Origin of the sequence: Halomonas sp. 5021, from assembly GCF_036663435.1 — a bacterium.
GTDB lineage: Bacteria > Pseudomonadota > Gammaproteobacteria > Pseudomonadales > Halomonadaceae > Vreelandella > Vreelandella janggokensis.
This window is the reverse complement of the sequence record NZ_JAXOVU010000001.1, coordinates 488,245-506,227: the sequence shown is the minus strand read 5'-3', so window position 1 is coordinate 506,227 and position 17,983 is coordinate 488,245. Positions and strand designations below refer to the sequence as shown.

Below are 17,983 nucleotides of genomic sequence, written 5' to 3'. Positions count from 1 at the left end.
GTGATTAGCCCCTTCGTTGTTCGAAATCTGCCATGAAGGCAATCAAAGCGTCCACCGCTTCCTCTGGCACGGCGTTGTACAGGCTGGCGCGCATGCCACCCACGCTGCGGTGCCCTTTCAGGTTCAAGAGCCCCGCCTCATCGGCCTCTTTCAAGAAGGCGTTATCAAGCCTGGCGTCTTCCAGCACAAAAGGAACGTTCATGCGAGAGCGGTTATGACGTGCAATCGGATTGCTGTACAAGTCGCTGGCGTCAATGGCGGCATACAGTTTTTCAGCCTTGCGCTGGTTAATCGCATCCATCGCCGCCAGGCCACCGACATCCGTTTTCAACCACTGGAAAACAAGTCCCGCCAGATACCAGGCATAGGTCGGAGGCGTGTTGACCATGGACCCTGCCTCGGCAAGCAACTGATAGTCAAACAAAGAGGGAATGGTGGGCTGCGCGTTACCCAGCAGGTCGTCGCGCACGAGCACTAACGTCAATCCCGCCGGGCCAATGTTTTTCTGCGCGCCCGCATAAATCACCCCGAACTGACTGACGTCCCGCGGCCCGGAAAGGATGTTGGACGACATATCACAGACCAGCGGTACGCTGGTGCCATCGTTACGCTGCACGTGTGGCGTGTAATCAAATTCCAGCCCGCCAATCGTTTCATTGGAGGTATAGTGCAGATAAGCCGCGTCGTCACTGATCTTCAATGTGTCTGCCGCAGGCACCGCCGTATGGCCATTCGACTCACTACTTGCTGCCACATGACAGTCAAAACCAAGCCGCTTGGCCTCGTTGAACGCTTTCTTGCCCCAGATACCGGTTTGAATGAAGTTGCCTCGCCCCCCCTGACCCAAGAGGTTCATCGGCAGCATAGCAAACTGGAGGCTTGCGCCCCCCTGCAGAAACAGCACCTTGTAGTTACTGGGAACTCCCAGCAACTCACGTAAATCGGCTTCCGCCTGTTCGGCAATTGCCACAAACTCATCGCTGCGATGGCTCATTTCCATCACCGACAAGCCGCGGCCCTGGTAATCGAGCAGTTCATCCCGGGCCCGTGCCAATACCGCTTCAGGCAGTGCGGCAGGCCCCGCACAAAAATTATAACGACGTGTCATCGGCTCCGGCATCCTGTGCGTCATTATGGTTGGCGTCGTCTGTCTCCGCCTCTTCCAGCGTCTCAAAATCGCCTTCTTCGGGCTCTTCGACACGCACGGTTTTAACCAGCTTTTCTTCTTTACCGAGACGAATCAGCATGACCCCCTGAGTATTACGCGACGTGGTCGAGACCTCTTCCACACGCGTGCGGACCAGCGTGCCGCGGTCGGTGATCAGCATCATTTCGTCACTGTCATAGACCTGCATGGCCGCTACCAGGGAACCGTTACGCTCACTGGTCTGCATGGCAATCACGCCCTGGCCGCCACGACCGCGAAGCGGGAAGGCTTCAAGACGGGTACGTTTTCCGTAACCGTTCTCGCTCGCGGTGAGAATATAGATATGACCGGCGTCGGATTGACCATCGACAGCACTGTCTGATGCATCGTCTTCACCGTCATCAATCTGCTGCGTCTTGGGAATGATCAAGCTGATCACTTCCGCCTTGTCTGCCAGGCGCATACCGCGAACGCCACGAGCTGTCCGGCCCATCGCCCTTACATTACCTTCCTCGAAGCGGATTGCTTTGCCGTTGGAAGACAGCAGCATGGCGTGGTCGGAACCCGACGTAATCGCCGCGCCCACCAAGCGGTCACCTTCTTCCAGGTCAATCGCGATCAGGCCTACGCTGCGTGGACGGGAGAACTGCTCAAGGCTGGTGCGCTTGACCGTCCCTTGGGCGGTGGCAAACAAGATATAATGATCAGGGTCATAATCGCGCACCGGCAAGATGGCGTTGACCGCCTCACCTTCCTCGAGGGGCAGCATATTGACCAGCGGCTTGCCACGGGAGCCACGACTCGCGTTAGGCATTTCGTAGACTTTAAGCCAGTACACCTTGCCGCGATTGGAGAACAGCAGCACCGTGTCGTGGGTCGATGCCACCAGCAGGTGCTCGATCACGTCCTCGTCTTTCATGGCCGTGGCAGACTTGCCGCGACCACCGCGGCGCTGGGCCTGATAATCGGAAAGTGGCTGTGTCTTGGCGTAGCCTGAACGCGAGACCGTTACCACCATGTCTTCTTCAGCAATTAAATCTTCCATCGAAAGATCAAGGTGGCTGGCCTGGATTTCAGTGCGACGGTCATCACCAAACTGATCGCGCACGGCATGCAGCTCTTCACGGATCACTTCCATGAGGCGGTCCGGCGAGGCAAGAATTTCGGTCAGCTCGGCAATTTTTTCCAGGATGGAAAGGTACTCATCGAGCAGCTTTTCGGTTTCAAGGCCGGTCAACCGATGCAGACGCAGTTCCAGGATGGCTTGAGCCTGGGCCGGCGACAAGCGGTACTCGGTCGCGCTGGGATTAAGACCAAAGCCTTCGTCAAGGTCTTCAGGCTTGCACGAAGTGGCCCCGGCGCGCTCCAGCATGCTGGTCACCTGACCTGGCTGCCAGACATTCGCCAACAGCTTATCTTTCGCTTCGGACGCGTTGGGCGATGCCTTGATGAGTTCAATGACTTCATCAATATTGGAAATCGCCACCGCCAGACCTTCCAGAATGTGACCGCGCTCACGGGCTTTCTTCAGTTCAAACAGCGTTCGACGGGTGACGACTTCACGACGGTGGCGGATAAACGCTTCAAGCATCTGCTTGAGGTTCAACGTGCGTGGCTGGCCGTTTTCAAGCGCCACCATGTTGATACCGAAGACATTCTGGAGCTGCGTCTGGGCGAAGAGGTTATTCACCACGACCTCACCGAACTCGCCCCGCTTGATTTCGATCACCACCCGCAGGCCGTCCTTGTCGGACTCATCGCGCAGTTCGGCGATGCCTTCGATCTTTTTCTCTTTGACCAGCTCGGCGATCTTCTCGATCAAGCGCGCCTTATTAACTTGATAAGGCAACTCGGTAATGATGATGTGATCGCGACCGGTTTTATCATCATGCTCGATGGTGTGACAGGCGCGCACGTAAACACGCCCTCGCCCGGTACGATAGGCATCAAGAATGCCCGCACGCCCATTGATGATGCCACCGGTAGGGAAATCCGGCCCGGGAATATACTGCATCAGATCATCGACGCTGAGCGTATAGTCATCGATTAACGCCAGGCAGCCGTCGATCACCTCGCGCATATTGTGGGGCGGAATATTGGTCGCCATCCCCACGGCAATTCCCGAGGACCCATTGATCAACAGATTGGGAACCTTGGTGGGCAGAACGTCTGGGATGCGCTCGGTACCGTCATAGTTATCAACCCAGTCGACGGTATCTTTTTCCAGGTCGGCAAGTAGCTCGTGGGCCAGGCGTGCCATGCGCACTTCGGTGTAACGCATGGCGGCCGCATTGTCGCCATCTATCGAACCGAAATTGCCTTGACCGTCGACCAGCACATGGCGCATGGAGAAATGCTGTGCCATGCGAACAATGGTGTCGTATACCGCACTGTCACCGTGCGGGTGATATTTACCGATCACATCGCCGACGACACGCGCCGACTTCTTGTACGGTTTATTCCAGTCATTGTTCAGCTCATGCATGGCAAACAGCACACGCCGATGAACAGGTTTCAGGCCGTCACGCACATCAGGTAGCGCGCGGCCGATAATGACACTCATCGCATAGTCGAGGTACGACTGTTTGAGCTCGTCTTCAATATTGACGGGCAAGATTTCTCTGGCGATGTCACCCATGAAAGTCAGATCCTTTGCACTGCATTGGCACTGCGAGAGTTGAAAGCGCTTATAAATACGGCCTGAAAAGACACAGCATAGCGGCGCCCAAATAATTCCCCATCATACCACTGCATTTGCATCAAGGGCAGTCAGTCGCAATGCCGAGACGCTTCAATCAGCAAATATCGACTTGTCGACGGTTAACGCATCGAGTGTCTCGCGGACATTGCCGTCAATGGGGCTCGCCTTGTTGGCCTGCACGTCCAGCAATACAAAGGTAAGATCCGCCTGGGCCACCATACGGCCGTCCTTTTGGCGAATCTGATGGTGGCATACCGCACTTCGATCACCGACATCGATAATCCCCGTCACCACCACCAGGTCATCGCCTTGAACGGCAGCGGCTCGGTAATCAATATTTAAATTCACCACCACAAACGCCCGCCCGGCGGCGTGCAATTCTTTCATTAGCGCGGGATGTTCATCGAAAAATGCCCAGCGCCCTTCTTCCATGAATTCCAGGTAGCGGGCATTGTTAACATGGCCATAGCCATCCAGGTGATAACCACGCACGCGTAGCTGGGTGCTCGACACTGATTCGACTGACATAAGGGCTCCTCCATTGTTCGGGTTTATAACGATAGTGACTGACCGGCGTGACTTGGCCAGCGAGACCCCAATCAAACACAAGTTTGAAACACTCGCAACAATGAACCGCTTTGCGACGATGCTGGTAGGACAGCGCCGCTTTCGACATAATGTGCCACCTTTTACACAGGACAGGCGACATGTGGTTTAAACACCTGCACTTATATCGCGTACACAGCGCTCCTGAACTAAGTCATGAGGCGCTCAGTGAAGCACTGGATGCTCACGCAGCAGCACCTCTGGGTAATGCCGACGCCCGCCGCCTGGGCTGGACAGCGCCCGCCGGGCGCCTGGGCAGCGGCCAGCGCCTGCATGAAATCCAGGGGCATCGGCTGTTGTCGGCGCTGCGTCAGGAACGCCTTCTGCCGGCCTCGGTCGTCAAAGAGGATGTCGACGAACAGGTGGCAAGCATTGAGGCAAGTGAAGGCCGCAAGGTGACCCGCAAGGAAAAAACCGCTCTCAAGGAGCAAGTCACCGAAGAGCTGTTACCTCGCGCTTTTGTACGCAGTCAGAAAATTGATGTTTGGTGGGATACTCGACGCCAGCTAATCGGTGTTAATGCCAGTTCGCGGACCCGGGCGGAAGATATTCTCGACCTGCTGCGCGAATCCCTGGGCACCTTGAGCGTTACCCCGCTCGCCTCCCAGACGCTGCCCATGCGGGCAATGACGACCTGGCTTGGCGACCCCGCCAGTCGACCCGCTGACCTTCAACTGGGCGACCAGGTAGAACTGAAGGCCAAAGGCGACGATGGCGTACTGCGTGCCCGACAAGTCGACCTGGATAGCGACGAAATCCAGCAACTTCTCGAGAGTGGGCGACAAGCCAGTAAACTCGCCATTCACATCGAAGGTCGCCTAAGCTTGGTATTACACGATGACCTGGCGCTCAAGTCGCTACGCTTCGGTGATGCCCTGATTGAAGAAGCTGACCAAGCTGATGATGGCGACGATGCGCTCGCACGGCTTGAGACCGACTTTATTCTCATGGCGAATGCCCTGTCTGACGACATCGTCCGCTTGATGGAATGGCTTGGCGGGGAAGTACAGCAAGAACCAGTACAGCGAGAACCTTCACCGGCTTGATCAGGTCGCGCCCAAAGGTCAACGACTATCGCTCATACATTTGATTTTATTGAAGAAATCTTACGGATCGCATGACACATCACAATAACGCTTCGACCGCCTCGATGCCATCAGACCCCTGGGCGGATGTCCGCCCTTACATGGATCATGAAGTGGCTGACGTGCTTGCCAAGCTTTCGCGGGATAACGAGTTGCTAAATGCGCTTACCCGCTTCCGGCTGCCCCGCCTGGCTCGCTGGGCACCCCCGCTGGCACGTGCCATTGCCAGTCAAGCGGTGCGCCGGGAAGTCAAGGGCGTCGCCAGCGTGCGTGAATTCCAGATGCGCATTGCCAGCTATATGGTGCGCATGATCCGCACCACAACCGATGCATTCGAGGTTGCCGGGCTGGACAAACTGGATCCTGATAGCGCCTATTTATTTATCGGTAATCACCGGGATATTTCGCTGGACCCGGCTTTCGTCAACTACGCTCTCTACCAGGCTGATCGGGACACGGTGCGTATTGCGATTGGTGACAATTTATTGAAAAAGCCCTACGTCACCGATCTCATGCGGCTCAACAAAAGTTTCATCGTCCCTCGCAGTGCACGTGGCAAGCGCGCCATGCTGGCCGCATACCAGAAACTTTCGTCCTATATCCGCCATTCGATTACCGAGGATCAACACTCGATCTGGATGGCTCAGCGGGAAGGTCGAGCCAAAAACGGGATTGACCGGACCGACCCTGCCATCATCAAGATGCTGACCATTGCGAGTCGCCTCAGCAATCGCGACGCTCAATTTGGCGATGCCATTGCCGAGCTTAAGCTTGTGCCCGTCTCGATCAGTTACGAATATGATCCTTGCGACCTGCAAAAAGCCCAGGAACTTCACGATATCGACACGAAGGGCCATTACGCGAAAAGCGAATTCGAAGACATTCAATCTATTGTGGCTGGCATCACCGGCACCAAGGGCCGTGTTCAACTACGATTCGGCACGCCCGTGGGGGCCGATATGGCCACCCCCGATGAAGTCGCCGCTGAAATTGACCGACAGGTGATTGGCGGTTACCGACTTTTTCCCAGCCATTATCTGGCGCTGGAAGCCCTTGGGGATGCCCCTGAACTGGTGGCCCGTCGCACCATTACCCGTGAAGACAGAGAGCGTTTCAATGCGCGACTGGCAAACGTGCCGGAACCGCTGCGGCCTTACTGGCTGGCACAATACGCCAACCCGGTTAAACACAAGGCGGGGCGTTTAACCCACTGAGGTTACACGCCATGCTCGTTGGCAGAAAAAATGCTATTGTCGAGGTATTTAGTGGCCTCGCTTGACGCCATGCTCGTCGCGATATGAAGGAGAACCCCATGTCCGCTTCAGAAATCCAGAAAACCCGTATCATCAATGAGCTCCGCGGCTTTATTCGCAAGCTGCTGCAAGACCCCAAAATTCTTGAGCAGTCGCTGACCATTGCCCGAGAAGAATTGGCCGAGGGCAACAGCCCCGCCGTCATGGCGCGTATTGCCAACCAAATATCTGATACCACTAGCGTGCATATCCCTGAAGACCCAACCGAGCACTCTGAGGCGGATAAATTGTTTTTAGAGCTATTGCGTGAAGTGGTTCAAGAGGAACAGGCGCTCTACTAGTCAGTTACTTGAGCCGCCTCACCGTTTTATCTTTTTGTTAATGCCTGACCGGGATCTTCGTTCATCATGTCAACTACCTCCTCGCGCCGCATATTGGTTACCAGCGCGCTGCCTTACGCTAACGGCGCTATCCACCTGGGCCACTTGCTTGAATATATCCAAACCGATATTTGGGTGCGCTTTCAGAAAAGCCGTGGTCAGCAGTGCCACTACGTATGTGCCGACGACGCACACGGCACCGCCATCATGCTGCGCGCCGAGCAGGAAGGTATTTCCCCTGAGGCATTAATCGACCGGGTTTCACGCGATCACCAAGCCGACTTTGCGCGCTTCGGGGTTGCCTTTGACAATTATCACTCAACCCATTCCGACGAAAACCGCTATTACAGCGAGCTGATCTACCAGCGCTTACGCGACAAGGGCCATATCGCCACGCGGGAAATTGAACAAATGTTCGACCCGCACAAGGGATTATTTCTCGCTGACCGGTTCATCAAAGGCACTTGCCCAAAATGCGGTGCGGACGATCAGTACGGCGATAACTGCGAAAAATGTGGCGCTACTTATACGCCAGCCGAGTTGATAAATCCGGTCTCGGCGATTTCAGGGGCCACGCCCGAAGTCCGCAGCTCCACGCACTACTTCTTCAAGTTGCCGGACTTTGCTGATTTCCTGCAGCGCTGGATAAACGATGGCCATGTACAGCCGCAGATTCGCAACAAGCTGATGGAGTGGTTTGAGTCGGGCTTTAACGAGTGGGACATCTCCCGAGACGCCCCCTATTTCGGTTTTGAAATCCCCGATGCCCCCGGCAAATACTTTTACGTCTGGCTGGACGCGCCGATCGGTTATCTGGCGAGCTTCAAGAACCTCTGCGAGCGAGAGGGCATTGACTTCGACAGCTACTGGGAAAAAGACTCGGATGCCGAGATCTATCACTTTATCGGCAAGGATATTGTGTATTTTCACGCGCTTTTCTGGCCGGCGATGCTCGAGGGGGCAGACCTTCGAACGCCAACCGCCGTTAACTGCCACGGTTTTGTCACCGTGGACGGCGCCAAGATGTCGAAGTCGCGGGGTACCTTTATCAAGGCAGCCACCTACGCCGACTACCTGAACCCTGAATACCTGCGCTACTACTTTGCCGCCAAGTTGACGTCCAAGGTCGATGACCTTGACCTCAACCTTGACGATTTTGCCGCCCGGGTGAATGCGGATCTGGTCGGCAAAGTCGTCAACATTGCCAGCCGTTGCGCCGGCTTTGTCAAAAAGCTTGGCGGCGGTCGCTTATCCGCCCATTGCAGCGAGCCACAGATGGTCGCCCGGTTCATCGCTGCTGGCGACAGCATTGCCCAGGACTTTGAAGCGCGCGAATTTAGCCGCGCGATGCGCCACGTCATGGAGCTGGCCGACGAGGCCAATACCTATATTGCTGAAAAAGAGCCTTGGGTGCTCGCCAAGCAGGAAGGCCGGGATGACGAAGTGCTCGACATCTGCTCGGTGGGCATTAACCTGTTCCGCCAACTGATGGTTTACCTTGCACCGGTAGTCCCCGGCATGGCTGACCAGGCAAGAGTCTTCCTGAATGTGGAGTCGCTGGACTGGGAGAGCCGTCAAGAGGTGCTTGTCGACCATGACATCAACAAATTCAAACCCCTCATGCAGCGCATCGAGCGCGACAAGATTGACGCCATGATCGATGCCTCAAAGGAGGATATCGTGGAAGAGCAAAAGCTTAAGGAAACCCCCAAGGGCCCCTTGACAGACGACCCCATCGCGGCAGAAATCAGTTTCGATGAGTTTGCCAAGGTTGACCTGCGCATCGCGCGTATCGCCAGGGCGCAATACGTCGAGGGCGCGGACAAACTGCTTCAACTAACGCTCGACCTGGGCGGCGAAACCCGTAATGTCTTTTCGGGTATCCGCTCCGCTTATGCCCCGGAAGCACTGGAAGGCCGTTTAACCGTCATGGTCGCCAACCTCGCGCCGCGCAAAATGCGCTTTGGTGTGTCGGAAGGAATGGTACTGGCATCGGCTAACCAAGACGGCATTTATCTTCTCTCGCCGGACTCTGGTGCGGAACCGGGTCAGCGTGTCACCTAACTAGGTATCCGGCAGTAAAAGGGGCAAGGCACCCAGCCTTCGCCCCTTTTTTATAAGCGCTTATTTAGTACCCATACACTTTTGGTTCACTTTATGCACCGGCATATTCCACGCTCATTGCGTTTCCGCTTTTTCGCTGCTCTTGGCGGATTACTTATCTGTGCAATCGTTGCACTGGCCGCGATCAGTTCATCGGTCATCTTTCCGGCATTGCAAGCTGAAGAGCGCCAGGCCGTAAAACGAGAATTAGATCGCGTTGAGCGCAGCTTTCAGCTTGAGCAGCAGCAACTGCTTGCCCAGGTGCGTGACTGGGCTCATTGGGATGATACCTATCAGTTTGTCCAAGGTGACTATCCACGCTACAAAGACGTCAACTTCAGTCAGGAAATGTTTGACGATATGCGCTATCAGCTGATGGCGTTTTTCAATAATGCTGGAGAAGTCTACTTTTTAGCCGGTATTAACCCGACGACGGGCAACTACCAAACATGTGAAACGCCTAACAACGAATGTGCCTGGATGGAGCCTTGGGTTAACCGCATGCAGTCAGCCATTGATGGGGATAGAGCAGATCAAAGCGCTATCTATGCTGACCAGGAGCCTGTAATGGTGGGCTCCACCCCCATTTTACGCACCGATAAAAGTGGCTCACCGGCGGGATGGCTATTTAAGACACGCGCCTTAGACGACGAATGGCTGAGCTTCATGGAAGAATACACGGGGCTGCCTATCAACCTGAGCCTTACCCGGCAGGCCGCCTCAAGCAGTGATGCTCTTAGCTTCTCTGGTAACATCGTTCATGCCGAACGTTACTTACCCATCTATAGTCCACTAACCCCCGTTTCACTAGGAATAGGCATAGAGCTCAATCGCACTAGCTATTTAACTAGCTTGACCACCTTTCGCTATGTTCTGTTGTGGACGGCTGTCCTAATGATTCTGGTCATTGCCGTGGTACTACTGCTGCTTGAGAAAATTGTACTTAAGCCGTTGCGCTTACTTACCCAATTTACTCAACAGCTGGATATACACGAGACGGATGTACATAAGCTCACCAGACGAAGCGACGAAATAGGGTTGCTGTCACGAGCGTTTCAGGAACAGTTTACCTGCCAGCAACAGCTCAATGATGAACTTCTGAAGATGTCCACGCATGACGCGCTGACAGGGCTGCCCAACCGGCGGCTCTTTGACCAGCAACTTGAAACTGCCTTCAGCGACACCAGTACCGATTCAGACTCAGTTGCCGTGATGATGCTGGATATTGATCACTTCAAACTCTACAACGACCATTATGGGCATCCCGAAGGGGACGTCTGCTTGCAACGTATTGCCGACGCCATGTACAGTCTCGCCCGAACGAGAGACTTTTTCATTGCCCGAACCGGCGGAGAAGAGTTCTGCGCCCTGCTTCCCCACATCTCGCCCGATAAGGCAAGAGGCATTGGGGAACAGCTTTTGGCGGCGATCGATGGCTTACAGATTCCTCATTCAACCTCACCCGTTAAACCGTTCGTCACGATAAGTGTCGGTATTGCCATGCAAAAAGACGCTAAATCCCAGTCGCCCAGTGCGGTGGTCAGCTGCGCCGACCAGGCGCTCTATCTGGCCAAGGAAGCGGGCCGACACCAGGTGGCATTCTTCAGCCCCCAGCTAGCCAGTGGGCTGACGCCTGAACACAATGCTCCGCAATGAATGAGCTCTTTGTGATCTTGGTCAGCACCGCGCTGGTCAACAATTTTGTGCTGGTGCAGTTTCTTGGTTTATGTCCGTTCATGGGTGTTTCCAATAAACTTGAATCGGCGATGGGTATGTCGTTGGCCACCACCTTTGTACTGACCCTGGCCTCCGCCGCCAGTTTCGTGGTCTACCATGGACTGCTGGTGCCCCTGGACGTTACCTATTTGCGCACCATCAGCTTTATCGTGGTGATTGCCGCCGTGGTCCAGTTCACCGATATCATGGTGCGCCAGCTAAGTCCCTTGCTGCATCGTGTACTGGGTATTTTTTTACCCTTGATCACCACCAACTGCGCGGTACTTGGCGTTGCCCTACTGTCACTTAATCGCGATCTGAGTTTTATTGCCACCACCCTTTACGGCCTGGGCGCCGCGGTTGGGTTTTCCCTGGTACTGGTACTTTTTGCCGCCATGCGCGAACGCCTCGCCGCGGCGGATACGCCCCGGCCTTTCAAAGGTGCCGCCATTGCCATGATCACGGCCAGCTTGATGTCACTTGCCTTCATGGGCTTTTCTGGCCTGGTCCAAGGATAGGTGCGTCGATGAGTGATGCCTTTTCGATCATCAGCCTGCTCAGCGCCATTGCGGTGCTCACCGCGCTAGGCGTGGGGTTTGGTGCCCTGCTGGGCGCCGTTAGCGAGCGTTTCAAGGGAGATGAATCCAGCCTGGTCGAGCAGATTGATACCCTGCTGCCACAGACGCAGTGCGGGCAATGTGGCTATCCTGGCTGCCGCCCCTATGCCGAAGCCATCAACCAGGGTGATGCCATCAACAAGTGCCCGCCCGGCGGCGAAGCCACCATTACCGCCCTCGCCGACCTGTTGGGCCGCACGCCTGAACCGCTGGATGGTGAAGCCCCGAGTGAGGATTTGGTGGCGTTCATCCGCGAGGATGAGTGCATTGGCTGTACCAAATGTATCCAGGCGTGTCCGGTGGACGCGATCATTGGCGCCGCCAAACAGATGCACACCGTTATCGAAGATGAGTGCACAGGCTGCGATTTATGCCTTGACCCCTGCCCGGTCGATTGCATTGATATGCTGCCGCGGAGTACGCCGTTGGATCAATGGCGACCCGTCACCTATCCCCCCCAGGTGATTGCCAGTGACCGCCGCTCGTCAATGGAGATGCCTCATGGCACGCACCTTTGAGTTTCATGGCGGCGTCTATCCGCCCGAACGCAAACAGCGCTCCCAAGGGCCGGTGCGTCATGCAAGGTTGCCCGATCAAGTCGTGCTGCATTTGGACCAGCATGCCGGTCGCCCTGCCTTGGCGACCGTCGCCGTGGGTGATAGCGTCAGGGTTGGCACGCCGATCGCCAGGGGCGACGGCATGATTTCAGCCACTTTGCATGCCAGCATCAGCGGCCAGGTCACCCAGGTGGATCGCCATACCATCACCATCGACGGTGACGGCGTTGATACCTGGCAACGCTTGACGCCGCTTGAATGGCGTACCGAAAGCGCTGATCAACTGCTTAGGCGCCTGGAACAAAGCGGCGTGGTAGGGCTCGGCGGCGCGGGTTTTCCTGCTCATATCAAGGCCCGAATCGGCGAGCGCCAGCGCATCGATACCCTGGTGGTCAACGCCGCCGAATGTGAACCCTATATCACCGTGGATGACCTTACGCTGCAGCAGTACACTTCGGATGTGCTGGAAGGTGCCCAGTTCATCGCCTCGCTTTGTGGCGCCAAGCAGATCGTTGTCGGCATTGAAGATAACAAGCCCGAGGCGATAAGCGCCCTGCGTCAAGCGATGGCAGAAAGCCAACCGCTCAGTGTGACCGTCAGCGTAATCGCCACCCGTTACCCCAGCGGAGGCGAGCGCCAGTTGATTAAATCGCTACTCAACCGCGACGTGCCCGACCAGGGGTTACCCGCTGACGTGGGCGTGCTCTGCCAAAATCCCGGCACGCTCCTGGCAGCCCTGCGCTCGGTTCGCGATGGCGAACCGCTGGTTGAACGACTGGTGACACTGACCGGTGAGGCCATCGCCGACCCGGGTAATCGCTGGGTACGGATCGGTACGCCGATGGCCGCCCTGCTCGACGAGGCCGGCCTGAATCGGGCAGAACTTCATCAACTGATCGAGGGCGGCCCCATGATGGGTACGCCGCTTGACGACCTTGAAGGCATGGTGACCAAAACCACCAACTGCTTGATTGCTGCCACGCGGCAAGAGCTCCCGCCTGCGCCGCCCGAATCGCCCTGCATTCGTTGCGGCGCGTGTGAAGAGGTCTGCCCGGCCAACTTATTACCCCAGCAGTTGCATTGGTATGCGCGCGCTCAGGACGATACCAAGCTGGCTCACTACCGGCTGTTCGATTGCATAGAGTGCAATGCCTGTAGCTACGTTTGCCCGAGCCATATTCCCCTGGTTGCCGACTATCGTCAGGCTAAAACCCGGCTTCGCCAACAGCAACTGGAAACCGCCAAGGCTGAGCATGCCAAGCATCGCTTTGAATGGCGGCAGGCGCGGCTCGCCCGCGAGGAAGCAGAAAAGCAGGCGCGTCGGCAGGCACGACTTGCCAGGCAGTCGACTCAGCAATCCGATTCTCAGGGCGCTTCTCCTCAAGCCGACCTGCGAAGTTTACGCATCGCGCAAACCGCCGCCAAAGCCGCGGTCAGAAAAGCCGAGAAGAACCTCGCGCGGGCTGCCCAGCAAGACCCTGAACAGCCCAACGACGACCTCGAAATTCAGTTGGCCACCGCCCAGGAAAATCTGCAGGCAGCCGAGGCACGCCTCGCCGAGGCTCGTGAAGCAGGCGAACCCCAAGAGACTTCATAAGTATGCTGCACGCGTCCCAGGTAGACGACCGACCCCGCTTGACGACAATGCCCAGCACCGGGGGCATCATGCGCTGGGTGATCATTGCCACACTGCCCGGCCTTGCCACCATGACGTTTTTTTTCGGCCTGGGCGTGGTTAGCAACGTCGTCCTCGCCGCCGCTTTCGGGCTGGGGCTGGAGGCCCTTGTCCTGCGGCTGCGTCAGCGCAATTTGCGGCCGCTCAATGATGCCAGCGCGCTACTCACTGGCGTATTGCTCGGCGCGTCGTTACCCCCTGCCAGTCCCTGGTGGCTGATCGGCATCGGCATGGTCGCGGCCATCGTGGTCGCCAAGCACCTTTATGGCGGGCTGGGAAACAACCCTTTCAATCCCGCCATGGTGGGCTATGCCCTGTTACTGGTGTCGTTTCCCACCTACATGACCCTGTGGCCGACGCCCCAGTCGCTATGGCCCGATACGCTTGTCAGCCAGATCATGGGCATTACCTCGCTTGAGCAGATTGACAGTTTAAGCGGCGCAACACCGCTGGACGCGTTCAAACATAAAGCCGAGGAGGTATCCGCCAGCCAATTCTGGGCTAACCCGCCGCTACCCCGAGCCACCCTCACTGCGTGGGAGTGGATTTCGGCGGCCTGGGCAGTGGGCGGCGCACTGCTGCTTGCCAAACGCCTGATCAGCTGGCATATCCCCGTCGCCATGCTTGGCAGCATGACAGCCGCCGCCGCGTTGCTGTACTTGTTCAACCCCGATGAAGCCGCCTCACTCTGGCTACACCTGTTCACCGGCGCGACACTATTTGGCGCATTTTTCATTGCCACCGACCCTGTGTCCGCGGCCACCAGCCAGCGCGGCAAACTGATCTACGGCGCTGGGATCGGCCTGCTTGTCATCGTGATTCGTACCTGGGGCGGCTACCCCGATGCGGTCGCCTTTGCCGTGCTACTCATGAACCTGTGCGTACCGCTGTTGGATATTTACACGGTGCCCGCCGCGACGGAATCGCAAACCGCCACTGGCAGGGCACAACCATGAGCACCCTCAACGCCATGCAGCGCGGTGCACTGACGTTAGGCCTGTTTGCCTTGATCACAGCGGGCAGTGTCGCCTCGCTGAGGGCATTGACTGCCGAGCGTATCGACGCGCACCAGCAAGCCTATCAGCAACGCCAGCGCCAGGCCGTTCTGCCCGAAGCCCTTACCCAGCAGGCAACGGTATCCTCCGTTTGGCTGCCCGATGCTGAAAAACTCGGCTACCCCGACGGTGTGACCGGCTGGCAAGTGGAAAACGACCAGCAACGCGCTGTCGTGTTACCGGTGGTCACCCGACGCGGCTATAACGGCGACATCCACCTGCTCGTGGGGCTTGATGAGCAACAGCGAATCAGCGGGGTTCGCGTCACCCGGCATCAGGAAACCCCAGGCCTGGGCGACGACATCGAGCGCCGCCGTAGCGATTGGATCACTGACTTCGATGGCTTACGCTTGGATTCGCTAGCCACCGAAGACTGGGCGGTACAAAAAGATGGCGGTCATTTTGATGCCTTTACTGGCGCCACCATTACCCCCCGAGCTGTGGTCGATGCTGTACACAGTGCCCTACAATATGCGGCCAACCATGCACTATTTGACAATACACCCAAGCGGCAAGCAGAGGAGCCAAAGCGATGAGCCAACTTGGCCAGCTTTCGCGTGAAGGACTGTGGTCAAACAACCCGGCGCTGGTTCAACTGCTGGGGCTATGCCCGTTATTGGCTGTCAGTGCGAGCGTGGTCAACGCATTGGGGCTGGCCATGGCCACGCTGGTCGTCATGGTCGGCGCCAGCACCACCGTATCGCTGATTCGTCACCAGGTACCCAGCGCCGTCCGCCTGCCTGCCTTTGTGATGATTATTGCCGCCTTTGTCACCTGCGCTGAGCTCCTCATGGCCGCCTACGCCTACCCGCTTTATCAGGTGCTGGGGATTTTTATTCCGCTGATTGTGACCAACTGCGCCATTCTGGGCCGTGCCGAGGCGTTTGCCTCGCGCCAGCCAGTGTTACCTGCCGCCATTGATGGTTTGATGATGGGGCTCGGCTTTGGCGCTGTACTGGTGGTGTTAGGCGCATTACGCGAACTGCTGGGCCAGGGGACGCTGTTCCGGGAAATGGCGCTATTGTTCGGGCCGATGGCCGATGGCTGGCGATTGACATTGATCGACGACTATCAGTTTCTGTTTTTTGTACTTCCTCCCGGCGCGTTTTTCGTCGCGGGGCTGCTGATCGCGCTGAAAAACAGCATTGACCAACGCCTTGAGGCATCGTCACAACCCAAGACCATCACCCCCCGTGAACAGCGCCGTGTCCGCGTCACGGGGACGATTAAATAACCCAGAGACTGACCATGAATGCCCAAAAGCGTCATGAAATTTTCGCCCGGCTGCAGGCAGAAAACCCTCACCCCACAACTGAGCTCAATTGGCATACGCCTTTCGAGTTGCTCGCCGCGGTGCTGCTCTCCGCCCAGGCCACCGATGTAGGCGTCAACAAGGCAACCGCCAGCCTGTTCCCTGTCGCTAACACGCCCCAGGACATTATCGACCTGGGTATCGATGGCCTGAAAACCCATATCAAGACCATCGGCTTGTACAACACCAAGGCCGAAAACCTGATGAAAACCTGCCATCAACTGGTCGAACAGCACAATGGGGAAGTGCCTCAAACCCGTCCTGCGCTTGAGGCCTTGCCCGGCGTGGGACGCAAGACGGCTAACGTCATTTTGAATACGGCCTTCGGCCAACCGACCATGGCGGTGGATACGCACATTTTCCGGGTTGCCAATCGAACGGGCATTGCCAGGGGTAAAAACGTCGTCGAGGTAGAGCAAAAACTGTTGCGCCACGTGCCCAATGATTTTCTGCAGGATGCTCACCACTGGCTGATCCTGCACGGCCGTTATACGTGCGTTGCCCGCAAGCCGCGATGCGGCAGCTGCATCATTGAAGATCTATGCGACTATAAAGAAAAAACTGAGATTGCTTGATCACTCAAATGCATCTTCCTCCAGCAGGGACGAATAGGCCGCCTGCCATGCTGGCCACTCCCATTGAGCCGTATTCAATGGCTCCGGTTGGTCTGTCGGCGCTGTAAGCCAGCGGTACAACTGATCGTAAAGCCCACCTCGGGTGCCATCGTAACGATACGCCTTGGGGTAAAGTGCCGGGAAGCAAAGACGGTCTGGCACTAACGGTCGTGCGCCACGCTGGGCCGCCTCCATGATCGCCAACCCTTGAAACTCGTGCCACGTCGTTGACACCACGATACCGGCTTTATCCAACTCGGCCTGATAATGCCCTTCCGGCAGCGGCCCCCAGGCGGTGATATGTGACGCAAGTCGTTGCTCCGCCTCGGCAAAAATCGGCGGGACATGACGAAAGCGTTGCCCCACCACCGCAAGCTCGAAGGCCACACCCTGGCCGCTCAGTTCAAAAAGCACCTCGAAAAAGTCCTCAGGGTTCTTGTCGTACTCCCAGCGGTGGTTCCATAGAATTCGCCGGGGATGGCGCTGGTCCTGGTACCCGCCATCAAGGGGCATGATCGGGACAGGCAGTATTCTGGCGCGTTGTCGCAGCGCCTCAAGAGGTTTTACCGCCGGTACATTCTCGGGCATCTTTTTTAAAAAGGCGCGCGCGCCATCGACAAAGGAGTCGCGGTTATAGGCGGTATTAAAAATCACCGTATCGGCCGCCAGAGCGGAATACAGATTGACCATTCTGCCTTCCACCGAGGAGTGCTGCGCTTCCGACACAGGGTAGGCAAACTGGTTCTCATGAAAATAGATGATCTTGTGCGCCTGGCCCAGCGAAGGGAACAAGCCGATTAACGTCGCCAGGTCCACCATCGAGGTTACCAGCACCACATCATAGGACTGACTCAGCGTTTCGCGCTCTTTAAGCAGCCATGTTAATGGGTTACCACGGACACGCCAGCGAAAATGCCGCGCTGGCAAGCGCAGTTGCGTCCACTCGACAGTCTCGACGTGACGAATCACGCTGTCGGCCCAGTAGCGGTGGCTCACGGCATCATAGGCGGATAGCAATAAAACCCGCTTCCGGCGATTCAAGGGAGCGTTCATTAGGGTCTCGTTGGGTAGCGTTAATACAATTGTGTAATACCCAGGCGTTGCTTGTCATCACAGCCGCAGGCTACCTATTGAAAATCCACAGCCATCGCTTTGTTACCAA

General features: G+C 56.8%; 16 protein-coding genes. 12 read left to right on the top strand and 4 right to left on the bottom strand.

Annotated features, from left to right (window positions below; translation table 11 throughout):
- Window positions 1–4 precede the first annotated feature (4 nt).
- The 3 genes from serC to R3F64_RS02485 form a co-directional block, all read right to left on the bottom strand.
- Entirely contained in the window at window positions 5–1,108 is a 1,104-nt protein-coding gene (gene serC, locus R3F64_RS02495) for a 3-phosphoserine/phosphohydroxythreonine transaminase (RefSeq protein ID WP_085919561.1), read from the bottom strand.
- Complete coding sequence (gene gyrA / locus R3F64_RS02490; protein ID WP_332609570.1) at window positions 1,092–3,785, bottom strand: DNA gyrase subunit A; 2,694 nt, start codon at window positions 3,783–3,785, stop codon at window positions 1,092–1,094. The genes serC and gyrA overlap by 17 nt, the downstream gene beginning before the upstream one ends.
- 153 nt (window positions 3,786–3,938) lie before the next feature.
- Window positions 3,939–4,376: an acyl-CoA thioesterase gene (locus R3F64_RS02485; RefSeq protein ID WP_085919559.1), complete on the bottom strand. Its 438-nt coding sequence runs from the start codon at window positions 4,374–4,376 to the stop codon at window positions 3,939–3,941.
- 179 nt (window positions 4,377–4,555) lie between these two features.
- On the opposite strand from R3F64_RS02485, the gene R3F64_RS02480 reads away from it, so the two are divergent.
- From R3F64_RS02480 to nth, 12 genes are all read left to right on the top strand, one after another.
- Entirely contained in the window at window positions 4,556–5,500 is a 945-nt protein-coding gene (locus R3F64_RS02480; protein ID WP_268901365.1) for a recombination-associated protein RdgC, read from the top strand.
- Window positions 5,501–5,571: 71 nt separating this feature from the next.
- Window positions 5,572–6,753, top strand: coding sequence for a 1-acyl-sn-glycerol-3-phosphate acyltransferase (locus R3F64_RS02475; RefSeq protein ID WP_268901366.1), 1,182 nt, complete (start codon window positions 5,572–5,574; stop codon window positions 6,751–6,753).
- 98 nt (window positions 6,754–6,851) lie between these two features.
- On the top strand, window positions 6,852–7,133 hold the full coding sequence (locus tag R3F64_RS02470) for a hypothetical protein (protein ID WP_085919556.1): 282 nt from the start codon (window positions 6,852–6,854) through the stop codon (window positions 7,131–7,133).
- A gap of 66 nt (window positions 7,134–7,199) precedes the next feature.
- Window positions 7,200–9,236, top strand: coding sequence for a methionine--tRNA ligase (metG, locus tag R3F64_RS02465; RefSeq protein WP_085919555.1), 2,037 nt, complete (start codon window positions 7,200–7,202; stop codon window positions 9,234–9,236).
- 93 nt (window positions 9,237–9,329) lie between these two features.
- Window positions 9,330–10,931 carry a sensor domain-containing diguanylate cyclase gene (locus tag R3F64_RS02460; protein ID WP_332609566.1) on the top strand — a complete coding sequence of 534 codons (1,602 nt, stop codon included), beginning with the start codon at window positions 9,330–9,332 and terminating at the stop codon, window positions 10,929–10,931.
- A complete protein-coding gene (gene rsxA, locus R3F64_RS02455) occupies window positions 10,928–11,509 on the top strand; it encodes an electron transport complex subunit RsxA (protein ID WP_199285364.1) in 582 nt (193 codons plus the stop codon). The genes R3F64_RS02460 and rsxA overlap by 4 nt, the downstream gene beginning before the upstream one ends.
- An 8-nt stretch (window positions 11,510–11,517) precedes the next feature.
- A complete protein-coding gene (gene rsxB / locus R3F64_RS02450; protein WP_085919552.1) occupies window positions 11,518–12,126 on the top strand; it encodes an electron transport complex subunit RsxB in 609 nt (202 codons plus the stop codon).
- On the top strand, window positions 12,110–13,762 hold the full coding sequence (rsxC, locus tag R3F64_RS02445; RefSeq protein ID WP_332609564.1) for an electron transport complex subunit RsxC: 1,653 nt from the start codon (window positions 12,110–12,112) through the stop codon (window positions 13,760–13,762). Before rsxB ends, rsxC begins: the two co-directional genes overlap by 17 nt.
- A complete protein-coding gene (locus R3F64_RS02440) occupies window positions 13,759–14,796 on the top strand; it encodes an RnfABCDGE type electron transport complex subunit D (RefSeq protein ID WP_332609820.1) in 1,038 nt (345 codons plus the stop codon). Before rsxC ends, R3F64_RS02440 begins: the two co-directional genes overlap by 4 nt.
- Complete coding sequence (gene rsxG, locus R3F64_RS02435) at window positions 14,793–15,431, top strand: electron transport complex subunit RsxG (protein ID WP_264823141.1); 639 nt, start codon at window positions 14,793–14,795, stop codon at window positions 15,429–15,431. Before R3F64_RS02440 ends, rsxG begins: the two co-directional genes overlap by 4 nt.
- Window positions 15,428–16,129 carry an electron transport complex subunit E gene (locus tag R3F64_RS02430; protein ID WP_264823142.1) on the top strand — a complete coding sequence of 234 codons (702 nt, stop codon included), beginning with the start codon at window positions 15,428–15,430 and terminating at the stop codon, window positions 16,127–16,129. The genes rsxG and R3F64_RS02430 overlap by 4 nt, the downstream gene beginning before the upstream one ends.
- A gap of 14 nt (window positions 16,130–16,143) precedes the next feature.
- Window positions 16,144–16,782, top strand: coding sequence for an endonuclease III (nth, locus tag R3F64_RS02425; protein WP_332609561.1), 639 nt, complete (start codon window positions 16,144–16,146; stop codon window positions 16,780–16,782).
- Here nth and R3F64_RS02420 read toward each other — a convergent pair whose 3' ends face one another.
- Entirely contained in the window at window positions 16,783–17,874 is a 1,092-nt protein-coding gene (locus tag R3F64_RS02420; protein ID WP_264823144.1) for a tRNA-queuosine alpha-mannosyltransferase domain-containing protein, read from the bottom strand.
- Window positions 17,875–17,983: the final 109 nt, after the last annotated feature.